The 15002-nt window shown below is 58.5% G+C and carries 11 protein-coding genes; 3 read left to right on the forward strand and 8 right to left on the reverse strand.

Going from position 1 to position 15002, the window contains the following annotated elements:
- From DXC90_RS09240 to DXC90_RS09270, 7 genes are all read right to left on the reverse strand, one after another.
- The coding region (locus DXC90_RS09240; protein ID WP_147326629.1) for a serine hydrolase at nucleotides 1-1121 on the reverse strand (1121 nt) is incomplete at its 3' end.
- A gap of 315 nt (nucleotides 1122-1436) precedes the next feature.
- On the reverse strand, nucleotides 1437-2255 hold the full coding sequence (pflA, locus tag DXC90_RS09245; RefSeq protein ID WP_117735724.1) for a pyruvate formate-lyase-activating protein: 819 nt from the start codon (nucleotides 2253-2255) through the stop codon (nucleotides 1437-1439).
- 174 nt (nucleotides 2256-2429) lie between these two features.
- Nucleotides 2430-3284, reverse strand: coding sequence for a DegV family protein (locus DXC90_RS09250; RefSeq protein ID WP_117735725.1), 855 nt, complete (start codon nucleotides 3282-3284; stop codon nucleotides 2430-2432).
- 445 nt (nucleotides 3285-3729) lie between these two features.
- A complete protein-coding gene (gene grcA3, locus DXC90_RS09255; RefSeq protein WP_055252439.1) occupies nucleotides 3730-3981 on the reverse strand; it encodes an autonomous glycyl radical cofactor GrcA3 in 252 nt (83 codons plus the stop codon).
- Nucleotides 3982-4066: 85 nt separating this feature from the next.
- Nucleotides 4067-6118, reverse strand: a complete 2052-nt coding sequence (gene pflB, locus DXC90_RS09260; RefSeq protein WP_117735726.1) for a formate C-acetyltransferase — start codon at nucleotides 6116-6118, stop codon at nucleotides 4067-4069.
- A gap of 468 nt (nucleotides 6119-6586) precedes the next feature.
- The gene (locus DXC90_RS09265; RefSeq protein WP_117735727.1) at nucleotides 6587-7603 is read right to left on the reverse strand and encodes a 2-keto-3-deoxygluconate permease; all 1017 of its coding nucleotides are present in this window, start codon (nucleotides 7601-7603) and stop codon (nucleotides 6587-6589) included.
- A gap of 108 nt (nucleotides 7604-7711) precedes the next feature.
- The gene (locus DXC90_RS09270; protein ID WP_117735728.1) at nucleotides 7712-8461 is read right to left on the reverse strand and encodes an SDR family NAD(P)-dependent oxidoreductase; all 750 of its coding nucleotides are present in this window, start codon (nucleotides 8459-8461) and stop codon (nucleotides 7712-7714) included.
- Between the two features lie 250 nt (nucleotides 8462-8711).
- Here DXC90_RS09270 and DXC90_RS09275 point away from each other — a divergent pair, with 250 nt between their 5' ends.
- Genes DXC90_RS09275 through DXC90_RS09285 form a run of 3 tightly spaced genes read left to right on the forward strand, consistent with a single transcriptional unit; the run spans nucleotide 8712 to nucleotide 13380 of the window.
- Nucleotides 8712-9161 (forward strand): MarR family winged helix-turn-helix transcriptional regulator, encoded by a 450-nt coding sequence (locus DXC90_RS09275; RefSeq protein WP_117735729.1) that lies wholly within the window; start codon nucleotides 8712-8714, stop codon nucleotides 9159-9161.
- Complete coding sequence (locus tag DXC90_RS09280; protein WP_117735730.1) at nucleotides 9158-11524, forward strand: ABC transporter ATP-binding protein; 2367 nt, start codon at nucleotides 9158-9160, stop codon at nucleotides 11522-11524. The genes DXC90_RS09275 and DXC90_RS09280 overlap by 4 nt, the downstream gene beginning before the upstream one ends.
- Nucleotides 11524-13380 (forward strand): ABC transporter ATP-binding protein, encoded by a 1857-nt coding sequence (locus DXC90_RS09285; RefSeq protein WP_117735731.1) that lies wholly within the window; start codon nucleotides 11524-11526, stop codon nucleotides 13378-13380. The genes DXC90_RS09280 and DXC90_RS09285 overlap by 1 nt, the downstream gene beginning before the upstream one ends.
- Nucleotides 13381-13938: 558 nt before the next feature.
- Here the strand turns inward: DXC90_RS09285 and DXC90_RS09290 are convergent.
- On the reverse strand, nucleotides 13939-14970 hold the full coding sequence (locus DXC90_RS09290; RefSeq protein WP_117564710.1) for a 3-deoxy-7-phosphoheptulonate synthase: 1032 nt from the start codon (nucleotides 14968-14970) through the stop codon (nucleotides 13939-13941).
- Nucleotides 14971-15002 lie beyond the last annotated feature (32 nt).

Raw genomic sequence — 15002 nt, forward strand, 5'->3', positions numbered from 1 at the left:
ATGAATGTGGGAGGTGTTCGGATAAAGTTGATAATCAAGGCAATCGCGGCCACGGCCTCACTCGATTGGTCGCTCCACGGCATCGACGTCATGATGCTCATAACATAGCTATGGCCGTCGACGTCGATCAGTCCGGCATCACATGTCGAATAGCAACCGTCCTCGCTGATCCAGCCTGCCTTGTTGCGCACCAAGACCTGATCGTCCGCAATGCCATCGCGAATAAACGAGCGCGATGTTGATGCCAGAAGGCCCGACAACCACTGTGAAGTCTCGGTATCCGTGCTCAGATACTCGCTCATCTCACGCCATAACCTAGCAGAAGTGCGCGGGCAATAAGTGGGAAAATCACTCATTGGATCGAGTGCAGTATCGTAATCGATGCTAAGACCGACAATCCAATCCTCGTAGCCATCTTGATCAAACGCCGCACGTAACGCAATAAACGAATCGTTGTCCGAATTAACGACCGCGGCCTCGATTAGGTCGCGCACCGTCTGCCAGCCCATGTTATAGCCACCATAGGTGCCAAGGGAGTCATCGAGTGAAACCTGGCCCGTCTCGACCAGAGATTCGCAAATGTACAACGCATAGAGTGCCTTGTAGCTACTCGCGCCGTAAACCTCGACATCGGCGTTATACGTCACGCCCTTACCGCTCGACAAATCGTAAAACACCACGCCCACATCGCCCAATTCCTGGGCCTGATCAAGGGCATCTTGGAGTGCGGCGAGGCTCTCATCTTCCAGGGCGGGGATCTGGTCATCAACCAGTGAGAAGGTCTGCACGGTATCGCCTGAGGGAATATCGTTAAAGTCCGCCTTCGAAAGCCTCGTCTTAAGGCTCGCTGTCGACAGGGTTTGGCTTGCGGTGGCTTTAGATTCAGAGACCTTTTTGTTTTGCGTCTGCACCGTTGACGCATCTGAGTGTGCCATTCGCTCCGACGCGTAGGTTTTGGCGGTAATTCCGAGGATAATAACCGCCAACGTTAGCATCCCAACGGCGGCAATCTTCGTCACGCGGATGCGAACGTCAGCGAGGCCACGCGAAGGCGTGCCCTTCGTCTCATATCTGCTGCCATGCTGCGGCACATACTCGTCCCGCGATGCGTTGTTTCGCACGTGGTCTCCTGACTGCTACCGTTTATATACGAGCAGCATAATACCGAGCAGGCATTTCTTTCCAAAGATATTCAGCGGCGTTTAAGGTGTCTTTAAAGAAACCACAAGCGTATTTATCCAAATGGCACGATTCTGTTGCGCATCTCTGTCCAAAACGCAGTTGCGGTGAAATAGTTCCTGTTTGGGCGGCATAAGCCGAAAAACAAGAACTATTCCACCGCAACTTGACGGGGCTCTTTGGCAATCAACTTGGTGCCCGGGGGCACTCATTTAAGTCTGTCCCCAATGAGTGCCCTTGGGGGCGAAAATGGATCGCTAGCCGATGGCGTTTTTGAGTTCGGCGCGGCGCTTTTTCATGGCCGTCATGACGGCGTTGCGCAGCTCGGGCATGCGCGCGGTATCCATCTGTGGAACGCCCTCGAGCTTATAGGGAATCCCCAGCTGCTCGTATTTGACGACACCCATGGTGTGATACGGCAGCATCTCCAAGCCGACCACGTTATGCCACGGGGCGATTAAACGACCGAGCGCCTCGCACTCCTCCATCGTGTCGGTAATGCCCGGTACCACCACGTGACGGATAACGACCTTGATCCTGCGACGCGCCAGCTCATCGCCAAACGCCAGGATGCGTGCGGGATCACAACCGGTCAGCCTTTTATGCTCAGCCGGATCGGCATGCTTGATGTCGAGCAAAACCATGTCGGTCTCGTTGAGAACGGCATCGAACTTCTCGGGGTGATTGGGATCAAACGCATATCCGCAGCTATCAAGGCAGGTATGCACGCGGCCATCGGGGTTCTTGTGCATTGCACGGAACAAGTCGGCCAAAAACTCAGGCTGTAGGAGCGGCTCGCCGCCCGAAACCGTAATGCCGCCGCTGCGGTAAAACTCATGGTTACTCTGGAACTCGTCCATCAGGTGCTCGACGGTCACCATGGTGCCGCCGCTAACCGACCAGGTATCGGGATTGTGACAATACGCACAGCGCATGGGACAGCCCTGAACAAACACCACAAAGCGGATGCCGGGACCATCGACCGTTCCCATCGTCTCAATCGAATGCACGCGGCCTAGGGCAAATGCGGAATCCTCAGGACGAGCGTCCACACCCTCAAGCGTCATCTCAGCCATTCCCGCTACCTTGCCTCTCCTTGGATGCAACCAATTAAAATGCCAGAGCCATTCTAGCCCATGCGCTTGCGTTTAAACGTCTCGGGCTAGAATGGCACGTTTTAATCTATCCCCCATCACCATGGCTGGGGTCTACGTCGAGATGTCAGCCTGAAGAACGCTCGCCTGAGGCCTTTACGCCTTAAGCGTGAGCACCGCACCGAAGGCGGTCGGGCCGCAGTGGCTCGAGATGACGCCACCAACCTGAGTCCAGGTAATGTCCTTAAAGCCCAGGTCGCGCGCATAGACTTCCATGTCGTTGCGCAACTCCTCGGAAAGACCCACCGAATACGCCAGGCCAATATGCGAGTAGTCGATCTCGCCCTTCGCAACCATGTGGTCAATAAAGGCACGGGCGCACTTGAGCATAGAACCGCGGAACTTCTTGGTCGCCACGAACTTACCGCCCGTCACCTCGATGCAGGGCTTAATCTTGAGCAGATGGGCGCCTAGGAACGCGACGTTGGACAAGCGACCGCCGGCCTTAAGGAAGGCGAGATCGGTTGGGACAAAGCCCAACAGCACGCGGTCTATCACCGAATTGGTGAAGGCGAAAATTTCGTCAACGGTGGCATCGGGATGAGCCTCGATGTATTTGGCAGTCTCGACGACAACGAGCGACTGTCCTACCGAGACAAGGCGCGTGTCCATGGAGAACACGTAGTCGCGCCCCTCCGCTGCAATCTTCGAGGACTGATGCGAACAGGTCGTGGCCTCGGAATATGCAAGATGCAAAATGGTCGCGTCGGGCTGCTCGGCATGAATGCGGTCATACACGCGAGAAAAATCTGCCGGCGCGCAGCCGCTGGTCTTGGGCATGACGTCCAGCTCGTTGCAACGTGAGTAAATCTCGAGCGGATCGATCGAGCCGTCCTCGACGGTCTCGTCACCAATCGTGACATGCATAGGCACGCGCACGATGCCATAGCGCTCGCAGAGCTCTGGCGTCACGTCCGACCCGGACTCGACCACGATCACATACTTGCCCATTATCATCACGACCCATCTCGACGTTGACTCTTTAATATGTGGCGCACGTCCGCCATCCTGCTGCAGAACGGCCTCTAAGCACCAAAGAGACGCCGTCCCTTGCACACAACAAAGGACAGCGTCTCCCTGGAAAACTCCGTGCTTATCTGAGATTCTACACGGTTTATTAAGAAGTGTTACTTACTCCGCAAACGGTAGCTATACGCGATAAACGGTAGCTGCCAAGAAAGTATCTCGTGCGTCCAGTCCATCAGGAGAGTTCCGCCTAAAGGGTGACTACACAGGACCCCAGCCGGGCCGCTTTGGGTTACTTTCCAAAACATTCCGCACTGGACGCAAAGAGGCCCCGCCGCGCGAAGCGCGTAGCGGAGCCTCTTTGCATGTCCGAGGACGTTTTGGAGAGTAACCCAAAGCGGCCCGGCGATCCTGCGGGAGTTTAACCCCTTTAGAACTTGTTGTGGAAGGTACGCGAAATGACCTCGTCCTGCTGCTCCTTGGTGAGCGTGTGGAAGTTCACGGCGTAGCCGGAAACGCGGATGGTCAGCTGCGGATACTTCTCGGGGTGAGCCTGAGCGTCGAGCAGCGTCTCACGGTTAAAGACGTTGATGTTCAGGTGGTGGCCACCCTTCTCGGCGTAAGCGTCGAGCATGTGGACCAGGTTATCGGCCTGAGTCTCGGAAACTTCAGAAACCTTCATAATGTGTCTCCTTCGATTGATAGGCGCCGGCCGAAACCGGCGCGCCAATCAGTAATCGTTATTGTTAGTATAGCACTAACAATAGTTACTCGCCTAGCTGATCAAGGTCGATATCGCCAAAGAACACCTGGTCCTCCTTGCCGAGCGCACCCGGGATGATGGAGAAGGTGTTGGAGATGCCGTCCTGAGCATCGCGGAACGGGAGCTTGGAAACCGAAGACAGCGAGGCGATGGCGCCGAGGCTATCGCGCTTGTGCATGGGGTTAGCACCCGGGGCGAAGGGCTGGCCAGCCTTGCGGCCATCAGGCGTAGAACCGGTCTTCTTGCCGTACACGACGTTGGAAGTAATGGTCAGAACCGAGGTCGTGGGCACGGAGTTGCGGTAGGTGTCGTTCATGCGGATGTACTCCATGAACTGGTGCACAACGTCGTGAGCGATCTGGTCGACGCGGTCGTCGTCGTTACCGTACTTGGGGAACTCGCCCTCGGTCTCGAAGTCGACGATGATGCCATTCTCGTCACGGACGGGGTGGACCTTGGCGTACTTGATGGCAGACAGGGAGTCAGCCACGACGGAAAGGCCAGCAATGCCCGTAGCGAACCAACGGTGCACGTGCTTGTCGTGCAGAGCCATCTGGATGCGCTCGTAGCAGTACTTATCGTGCATGTAGTGAATGATGTTCAGCGAGTTGACATACACGCCAGCGAGCCACTTCATCATGTCGTTGTACTTTGCCACGACGTCGTCGTAATCGAGCGTGTCGCCCTCGACGGCGCGGTACTTGGGGCCGACCTGCTTCTTGGAGACCTCGTCAACACCGCCGTTGAGTGCGTACAGCAGGCACTTGGCCAGGTTGGCGCGGGCGCCGAAGAACTGCATCTCCTTGCCGATGCGCATGGAGGACACGCAGCAGGCAATGCCGTAGTCATCGCCGTGGTAGACGCGCATGAGGTCGTCGTTCTCGTATTGAATCGAGGAGCTGGCGACAGAAGTCTTGGCGCAGAACTTCTTGAAGTTCTCGGGCAGACGGGTCGACCACAGAACGGTCATGTTGGGCTCGGGGCTGGTGCCCATGTTCTCGAGCGTGTGCAGGTAGCGGTAGCTCATCTTGGTAACGAGCGTACGGCCGTCGACACCCATGCCGCCGATGGACTCGGTGACCCACTGCGGATCGCCGGTAAACAGGGCCTGGTACTCGGGGGTACGGGCAAACTTGACCATGCGGAGCTTCATGATGAAGTGATCCACGAACTCCTGGATCTGCTCCTCGGTGAAGGTGCCGTTGGCAAGGTCGCGCTCAGCGTAAATGTCGATGAACGTGGAGGTACGGCCGATGGACATAGCGGCACCGTTCTGCTCCTTGACGGCAGCGAGGTAGGCGAAGTACATCCACTGGATGGCCTCCTGCGTGTTGGTAGCAGGCTTGGAGATATCGAAACCATAGGTCTCGGCCATCATCTTGAGCTCGCCGAGGGCACGGATCTGCTCCTGCAGCTCCTCACGATCGCGGATGTTGTCGGCAGTCATGACCGTCGGGGTGGAAGCCTTCTGGGCCTCCTTGTCCTTGATCAGGTAGTCGACACCGTACAGGGCGACACGACGGTAGTCGCCGATGATGCGGCCGCGGCCATAGCCATCGGGCAGACCGGTGATGATGTGGGCCGAACGGCAAGCGCGCATCTCGGGGGTGTAGACATCGAAGACGCCCGCGTTGTGGGTCTTGCGCTCGAAGGTGTAGCGCTCGACAACGTTCTCGTCGATCTTGTAGCCGTGCTGGCTAGCAGCCTGGCAAGCGATGCGGATACCGCCGTTGACGTGCAACGCGCGCTTGAGCGGCTTGTCGGTCTGGAGGCCGACGATGGTCTCCTTCTCACGATGGGCGTTATCGATGTAGCCAGCGGGATGGCTCACGATACCCGTGACGGTCTTGGTGTCCATATCGAGGACGCCGCCCTGCTCGCGCTCCTTGAGCAGCAGGTCGAGAACCTCGCCCCACAGCTCCTTGGTACGCTCGGTCGGGCCGGCGAGGAACGACTCGTCGCCCTCGTAGGGGGTGTAGTTCTTCTGGATGAAGTCTCGGACGTCAACCTCTCCCGTCCAGATGCCTTCCTTGAAGCCTTCCCATGCCTCCTGCATTGTGTAACCACGCTCCTAGTTACGTATTATGCGGCGCTCTCACACCGCTGCTTATTGAATTCTTGAATATTCGACCTGCATGACCGGCTTCATTCGCCTTTCATCGCGCGTTAGCGCAGGGAAAAACGTTTATTCACCTTGGTCTTGCAACCCTAAACCCAAGATTTCACCCGTCTGTGAAGGATAACATAGCCACCCCCTTCATCAGGGCTGTTATATGTTCCTTTTTTTATACCATTAGTCCTTTTTTGACAAATCCGCAGGAAACGCACGCGTCATCAGCTACCGTTCACCGAATTGTTTGATATTTCCCCTTGCCTTTATACGTCCTTCACTCTAGCTGTTATGCCAGCTTTAGCAGGGTAAAGTGTCCTAGAGACCCTTCAGAAACTGAAGGGCGGCCACGGGATTTTCCCCGCGGCCGCCCTGTGGCGTGGCTAGTTTTTTAGCTTTGATTGCCGCTTGGCATTAAGCGGCTGAGGCGGCGCTGCCGGTCGCTGCCTTGCTGTTGCTCTGCTGGCCCTGAAAATGCTTGTAGCACCAGCTGGTGACCAGCGGGGTCAAAATGGCCGTCACGATAGCGCAGGCTGCAACCTGAGCCGTAGCCGTCGCGAGCACCGCACCGCCGTACATGGCCTCGTTGACGCTAGCCATGGCAGCAGGCGTGGCCACATTGGCTCCGGCGCAGCTGGAGATTGCCGCACCTGCGACACCGGTGCCACCGGTAAGCTTATCGACCGCAACAACGGGGACAGCGAAGACCACCGAGCAGATCACGCCGAGCAGAATGCCGGGAAGACCGCCGTTGATAAGCTGACCAAAAGTCATGGTCGAGCCCATGGCAAAGAAGACGAGCACGATGATGGCGGAAAGTGCCGGTGCCATCATCTTCTTAAAGCTCGGGAAGAGGTTACCCAGAATAATGCCGACGACGATCGGCAGGATGGCGCCCACGAGCGACCAGCCGATCGGAGCCTGGCCGGCGGCGCCGAGCACGATCATCGTGACCGGAGGGCCGACAACCAGCGTAGTGATGGCGACGGCGCCACGCTCGGCCTCGTTGCCCATGGTGCCCATCAATCCAGCGTACATAGCGTTGTTGGCACCCGTGCAAGCGGCCAGCATCACCATGGCCGAGATGCCAAACAGGTTGTCGTTGAACACATAAAGGATGAGCAGCGACACGGCGACAACCACGATCTGCTTGACGGCAATGATAATGGCACCGCGGGCAGCGGCAGCAGGAGCGCTCTTAAACGAAATCGTCGTACCGACGATGAGCAAAAAAGCGCCCACAAGCGGGCCGGCGCCCTGCTGGGTCATACCGAGCGTAAAGCTGCCGAGCGTTTTAAACAGGTCGGGGAACAGCGTGTTGAGCAGGCAACCCAAAAAAAGCGGCACCAGGATATTGGCGCCCGGGATGGAGGACATCTTAAAGAACGGCTCTTTTGTTGCCGGCGCCTCCACCGCAGTCGATTCACTCATTTATATCTCCTTTTGATGCGTGTGACACGCGGCCACACGCTCCTGAGTCAGAAAGAAGGCGACGGTCCCGAGTCGCAGGAGCCGTCGCCGAATTATCGCCGCGGGGTATTACCCGTCCAGAACGATGCCGCCGTCGCAGTCGCCGATCTCGCCGTTCACGAAGCTGGCGAGGTCGGAAGCAAAGAACAGCACCATCTGTGCAGGCTCGCTAGCCTGGGCAGCGCGGCCCAGGGGAATACCGTTGATGATGCGCTGAGAGTTCTCATCAGAGAGAATCGAGGTCATGTCGGTAAGGGTAAGCGACGGGCACACGGCGTTGCAGCGGATGCCGAACTTACCGCCTTCCTTGGCGACCGCCTTGGTTAGGCCGTTGACACCGGCCTTGGAGCTCGCGTAGGCAGCAGTGCCGAGCAGGCCGCCGCCGATCTTGCCGGCCACAGAGCTCACGTTGACGATGGTGCCGGCGTGGGCCGCCTTAAAGTGCGGGTACACGGCATTCATCATGGTAAAGGTGCCGTTGAGGTTGATGTCGATGGTGCGGCGCCATTCGGTGTCGTCGATCTCGTCGAACTTCTTGGTGCTGATGACACCGGCGCAGTTGATCAGAATGTTGGTCTGGGGCAGATCCGCGAAGATCTGCTCGACGGTCTCGCGCGCCTTGGACGCATCGGCGACATCGAGCTGGTAGAACTTGTTGCCCTCGCCAAGCTCTGCCACCGCGGCCTCGCCCTTGGCAGCGTTCCTTGCGATGAGCGCGACGTGTCCGCCGCCCGCAACGATACCCTTGGCAATCTCGAGGCCAATGCCCTGAGTGCCGCCGGTAACGATCGCGGTTTTGCCCGTGAAGTCAAATGCCATGACTCCAACCCCCTTGATTCAGGTGTCTCCTTGCGGGAAGTTGGAGCATCGCGCGTGGCGTTACTTGAGTCCCAATCGTCATGGTGGTGACAACCCCTCGCCTAACCGCGTGCATGATAATTCTTTGAAACGCTTCATCAATTGAATGATTTTAAGTCTTTATGCGCTCTTTATATTGCTCACCGCATGAGGCATGCGTATGTGGGTATCATCTTTCACCGAAAATAGTTTCTAGTGTTAGGGGTTTTCGGTGGAAGATACCGATTTCCATGAGCTTGGGCGTCAGCTCTTTACCGAGTTTGGCAGCATGCATCAGCGCATTTCGCGCTTTGCCGACCAGGCCCTGAGCGGCGAGATGGCCGTCATGCGCGCCCTCATGCTCGCTGGTGGTTCGCTCACACCGAGCGAACTCGCTGATCGTGCCTGGGTCTCGAGTGCCCGCATCGCCAATATCCTGCGCGCTCTCGAAGCCAAGGGCTGGGTCGAGCGCGAGCACTCAAAGACCGACCGTCGTCGCGTACACGTCACGGTGACCGACAAGGGATTCCAGGATCTCGCAATCAAACGTCGGGAATTCGAGAACCGCACCGCGGCTTTCCTCGAGCAGCTCGGCGAAACAGATACCCAAGAGATGGTGCGCCTTCTTAGACGCGCCAACGAAATTATCGACCGCAATCAAGAAAGGAGAGATGCCGAGTGAGGATTCTCAAGCTCTTTAAAGAGCATATTCTGGCACTGTTCACAGCTATCGTACTTATCGTAATCAGCTGCAATGCCGACCTAGCGCTACCTACGTATATGAGTGACATCGTCGATGTGGGCGTGCAGCAAGGCGGCATCGCCTCGCCCGTACCCGACACCATTCGCGCCGAATCGCTCGATGACCTCAAGCTCTTCATGAGCGCCAAGGATGCCAAGGCTGTGGAGGCCGTGTTTAGCAAGGCGAACAAGAACGGCATTCGAACGTACAAGGGAACAGAAGATGAGCGCGCCGACGGCAGCAAGCTCGCCGATATCATGAGCCTGCCCGAGACCGTCGTCCTTTCGCTCAACCAGGGCATCGATGCCAGCTCCATGGGCGACATGATGGGCACGTCCAGTGAGAAAGATAACAGCGCCGCCCAGGCCATGCCCTCCCCCGAGCAGATGGCGGCGATGACGCCCGAGCAGCTCGCCGAAATGCAGCAGAAGGCCGCAGCGGCACAGAACATGCAAAAGCAGATTGATGCCGACGGCGGTAAGATCACCATGAAGAGCCTACGTCTGGGCATCGAGGGCGGTCTGGTAGACCAAAGCAAGCTCGTCGAAGGTGCCAACGAGATGGCGGACAAAATGGGCTCCATGTCGGGTTCCATCGTCACGCAGCGCGCCGTGACCTACGTGCAGGACGAGTACAAGGCGCAGGGTATCGACCCCGCCGACGTGCAGAACTCCTACCTGGGCCGTATGGCGACCACGATGTTTGGCCTGTGCCTGGTGTCGCTTGTCGCCACCATCCTGACCGGCGCCGTGGCCTCGCGCACTGCTTGCTCCATCGCCCGCGACCTGCGCCGCGAGACCTTCAACAAGGTTATGCACTTTTCGCCGGCCGAGGTGGGCAAGTTTAGCCAGGCCTCGCTCATCACCCGCTGCACCAACGACATTCAGCAGATCCAGATGGCAGCGACCCTGTTCATCCGCATGTGCCTCATGGCGCCCGTCATGGGCATCGTCGCGGTCATGCGCGTCCTGGCCAACCACACCGGCCTGGAATGGACCATCGCCGTGGCCATCATCGCGGTCTCGGCCGTCGTCGGCGTGCTCATGGGCCTCACCATGCCCAAGTTCAAAAAGATGCAGAGCTTTGTGGACCGCGTGAACCTTACCGCGCGCGAGCTGCTCGACGGCCTTATGCCCATCCGCTCGTTTAACCGCGAGGAGCACGAGCTCGAGCGTTTTGACAAGGCATCGCTCGATCTGATGACCACGCAGCTCTACACCAACCGCGCCATGAGCTTTATGATGCCGCTCATGATGCTCGTCATGAACTGCATCACCGTGCTTATCGTCTGGTTTGGCGCACAAGGCGTGTCCGACGGCGTGATGCAGGTCGGCAACATGATGGCGTTTATCTCCTACACCATGCAGATCGTCATGGCGTTTATGATCCTCACCATGGTTTCGGTCATCCTGCCCCGCGCCGAGGTCGCAGCCGAGCGCGTGGAAGAGGTCATCACCTGCCCCACAAGCATCAACGACCCCGTCTCGCCCAAGCTGCCCGCGGCAAGCGCGCCGCGCGGTGAGCTCACCTTCCGCGACGTGAGCTTCCAGTACCCCGATGCCCGCGCCGATGTCATCAGCGGCGTGAACTTCACCACGCACGCCGGCCAGATGCTCGGCATCATTGGCTCCACGGGCTCGGGCAAGTCCACGCTCGTGCAGCTGATTCCGCGCCTGTACGACGTGACGGGCGGCAGCATTTCGCTCGACGGTATCGACGTGCGCGATATGACCCTTTCCGAGCTGCGCCGTCGCATCGGTTACATCCCGCAGCAGGGTCGTCTGTTCTCGGGCACCGTCGAGAGCAACCTCAAGTTTGCCGGCGATATGGTTAGTGACGAGGATATGCGCCAGGCAGCGCGCATCGCACAGGCCGAGGACTTTATCGCCGAGCGCGAGGGCGGTTACGACTCCCCCATCAGCCAGGGCGGCTCCAATGTCTCGGGCGGTCAGCGCCAGCGTCTGGCCATCGCCCGCGCCCTGGCCAAAAAGCCCGAGGTCCTAGTGTTCGATGATTCGTTTAGCGCCCTCGACTACAAGACCGACGCGCGCCTGCGCGAGGAGCTTGCCAAAAACGTCACTGACGCTGCGCTCGTGGTCGTGGCCCAGCGCATCGCGACCATCATGCACGCCGACCAGATCATCGTGCTCGATGACGGCCACGTAGTGGGCACCGGCACGCACGAGGAGCTGTTGCACAACTGCCCGGCGTACTTGGAGATCGCACAGTCGCAGCTTTCTGCCGAGGAACTGGGGCTTACCCAAGAAGAGATTGCAGCCGTTATGGAAGGAGGCGAGCGATAATGGCAGACGAGACCAAGACTCAGATTCCCAAACCCACCCGCCAGCGTGGCCCCATGGGTCGTATGGGCGGCATGGGCCGCGGCGAAAAGGCCAAGGACTTTAAGGGCACCATGAGGCAGCTGCTCGGCTATATCGGCCAGCACAAGATTGCCGTGTTTGCCGCCGTCGCCTTTGCCGTATGCTCAGTCATCTTTAACATTGTGGGGCCCAAGGTACTCGGCCAGGTAACCACCAAACTGTTCGAGGGCCTGGTTGCCAAGGTCAACGGCACCGGCGATGTCGACTTTAACTGGATCGCCAAGACGCTCGGCTTTTTGCTCTGCCTGTACCTGGCGAGCTCTGCCTGCAGCCTGATCCAGGGCTGGCTCATGACCGGCGTTACGCAAAAGATCTGCTACCGCATGCGCAAGGAGATCGCCGCCAAGATCGCCGTCGTACCGATGAGCTACTTCAACGGCCACAGCAAGGGTGACGTGCTCAGCCGCATTACCAACGACGTCGATACGCTCGGCCAGTCGCTCAACCAGAGCGTGACGCAGCTCATCACGTCCATCACGCAGATTATCGGCGTACTCGTCATGATGCTGTCGATCAGCCTGCCGCTCACCGGCGTCACCGTGCTCACGCTGCCGGCCGCCGCGATTATCTTGATGGTGATGATTCACTTCTCGCAGCCGTACTTCCGCGAGCAGCAGCAGGTCCTGGGCACCGTCAACGGCATTATCGAGGAGGACTTTGCCGGCCAGAACGTCATTCAGGTGTTCGACCGCGCCGAGGCCTCGATCGAGGAGTTCGATAAGGAGAACGACCGTCTCTTTATTAGCGGCTGGCGCTCGCAGTTCCTGTCGGGCCTGATGATGCCGCTTATGAGCCTGGTGGGCAACATGGGCTACGTGGGCGTCGTCGTGGTGGGTGCGCAGCTCGCGCTGACCGGCAATGCCACGCCCGGCGACATCCAGAGCTTTATCCAGTACGTTCGCAACTTTACGCAACCCGTGCAGCAGCTGGGCAACGTGAGCAACACGATGCAGTCGATGGCCGCCGCCACCGAGCGCGTCTTTGAGTTCTTGGCAGCGCCCGAGGAGGAGCAGAAGGTCGACGCACAGATCCCCGAGAAGCGCCCTGGCCACGTGGAGTTTGACCATGTCAAGTTTGGCTACACGCCGGACAAGACCATCATCCACGACTTTAGCTGCGAGGCGCAGCCCGGCCAGACCATCGCCATCGTCGGTCCCACCGGCGCTGGAAAGACCACGCTCATCAAGCTGCTACAGCGTTTCTACGATGTGGACGACGGTTCGCTACGCGTCGAGGGCATCGACGTGCGCGACTGGGACCGCGCGGCACTGCGCGGCGAGTTTGCCATGGTACTGCAGGATACCTGGCTGTTTAACGGCACCATCCGCGAGAATATCCGCTACGGGCGCCCCGACGCGAGCGATGCCGAGGTCGAGGCCGCTGCACGCGCAGCGCGCTGCGATCACTTTATCCATACGCTCGCCGGCGGCTACGACTTTATGATCAATGAGGAAGGCACGAACCTGTCGCAGGGCCAGCGCCAGCTCGTGACCATCGCCCGCGCCATTTTGGCCGACCGCCCGGCGCTGATTCTGGACGAGGCGACCTCCAACGTGGATACCCGCACCGAGGAGCTCATTCAGCGCGCCATGGATGCGCTGATGCAGGGCCGTACCAGCTTTGTCATCGCGCATCGCCTGTCCACGATCCGCAACGCCGACGTGATCTTGGTAATTCGCGACGGCGACATCGTCGAGAAGGGCACGCACGATGAGCTGCTCGCCCAAGGCGGCTTCTACGCCGACCTGTACAACTCGCAGTTTGACGAGGCGGCGTAAATTCTGCCGCAGGGAACGAATAACGCCCGAGAACGGGGGCGCAGGACAACCTGCGCCCCCGTTTTGTGTCCTTTGGGCCTCGAAACGCCTCCCCTGGAACCTGATTGACGCTCTCCCTCAAGACCCCGTGGGCAAAAAATGGCAAATATGAGTACTGTCACCTTTTTAGTAACAGCCAAAACTGCCCCATATGCTGCCCGCACGGCTTGCAAGCGCCCCTAAATTACTCAAATAGTTCTATAGCGGGCTTATATGTGTTAAGGTTAATGAACATATTTTCTGTTATGTCTATTATCTTATGCCGGCAATATGACACTACGATAGCAACAGTACTCATATTTGCCATTTTTTGCCCACAGGGCCTGGAAAAGGCCAACAGGGTAGTCATTGGGGACGTTCTTAAACGACCAGTCAAACAAGAACGTCCCCAACGACTACTTAAAAACGGGAGATTATCCACTCTCATTCTGCGAGCACTCATTTAAGTCTGTCCCCAATGAGTGCCCGGCAGCAACGGGACCGCCGATGTCTTGGCAGAGTCAGCGAAAACCCGCGTAACTAAACCCGCTCCGCGATCTCGTGAATGAGGTAGTCGGTCTTTTCCCAGCCCAGGCACGGATCGGTGATCGACTTGCCAAAGACACCGCCGTCGACCGGCTGGTTGCCGTCCTCAAGGTAGGACTCGATCATAAAGCCCTTGACCAGCCTTGAAATGGCTTCGTTGCGGCGGCAGCTGTCGAGCACCTCCTTGCAAATGCGATACTGCTCCAGCGGACGCTTGCCCGAGTTGTCGTGGTTGCAGTCGATGACCGCCGCCGGATTGGCATAGCCGGCGTGCTCGGTATAGCGCTCGGCCAGGCGCTCGAGGTGCTCGTAGTGGTAGTTGGGGTAGGTGCGCCCATCGAGACCGATGTAGCCACGCATAACGGCGTGCGCGAGCGGATTGCCGTCGCACTCGACCTCCCAGTTGCGGAAGATGAAACTCTGATGCGCCTGAGCGGCGTAGATGGAGTTGAGCATGACGGTGGTGGAGCCGGCAGTGGGGTTCTTCATGCCCACCGGCACCGAAATGCCGCTCGACACCAGACGGTGCTCCTGGTTCTCGACCGAGCGCGCGCCCACAGCGACGTAGCTCAGCAGATCGACAAGGTACTGATAGTTAGAGGGGTAGAGCATCTCGTCGGCGGTAAAGAAGCCGGTCTCCTCGATGACGCGCAGGTGCATGTGGCGAATGGCCTTGACGCCCTCGAGCAGGTCATCGGGCGCCTCGGGGTCGGGATTGTGCAGTAGACCCTTGTAGCCGGTACCCTTGGTGCGCGGCTTGTTGGTGTAGACACGCGGGATGATGATGAGCTTGTCCTTGACCTCCTCGGCGGTTTTGGCCAGGCGGTTCATGTACTCGAGGACCGAATCCTCGCGATCGGCAGAGCACGGGCCGATGATGAGCACCTTGCGCGCGTCCTCGCCGGTAAAGACCTTGGCGACCTCGGCGTCGAATGCCTGCTTCTTAGCGGTAAGCTCGGCGGAAAGCGGCATTTCCTCGCGGATCTCCATGGGGATCGGCAGCCTGCGTTTGAAATCCATGGCCATAGGGGCCTCCTCAATCTATAGAGAGAGCAAAA

This window comes from Collinsella sp. TF09-1AT, from assembly GCF_003436895.1.
Classification (GTDB): domain Bacteria; phylum Actinomycetota; class Coriobacteriia; order Coriobacteriales; family Coriobacteriaceae; genus Collinsella.

Excerpts from the sequence above, each read along its gene's own strand:
- DXC90_RS09270 (WP_117735728.1), bottom strand. The coding sequence starts at position 8,461 with ATGGCATTTGACTTCACGGGCAAAACCGCGATCGTTACCGGCGGCACT.
- DXC90_RS09265 (WP_117735727.1), bottom strand. The coding sequence starts at position 7,603 with ATGAGTGAATCGACTGCGGTGGAGGCGCCGGCAACAAAAGAGCCGTTC.
- grcA3 (WP_055252439.1), bottom strand. The coding sequence starts at position 3,981 with ATGAAGGTTTCTGAAGTTTCCGAGACTCAGGCCGATAACCTGGTCCAC.
- DXC90_RS09290 (WP_117564710.1), bottom strand. The coding sequence starts at position 14,970 with ATGGCCATGGATTTCAAACGCAGGCTGCCGATCCCCATGGAGATCCGC.
- DXC90_RS09285 (WP_117735731.1), top strand. The coding sequence starts at position 11,524 with ATGGCAGACGAGACCAAGACTCAGATTCCCAAACCCACCCGCCAGCGT.
- pflA (WP_117735724.1), bottom strand. The coding sequence starts at position 2,255 with ATGGCTGAGATGACGCTTGAGGGTGTGGACGCTCGTCCTGAGGATTCC.
- pflB (WP_117735726.1), bottom strand. The coding sequence starts at position 6,118 with ATGCAGGAGGCATGGGAAGGCTTCAAGGAAGGCATCTGGACGGGAGAG.
- DXC90_RS09250 (WP_117735725.1), bottom strand. The coding sequence starts at position 3,284 with ATGGGCAAGTATGTGATCGTGGTCGAGTCCGGGTCGGACGTGACGCCA.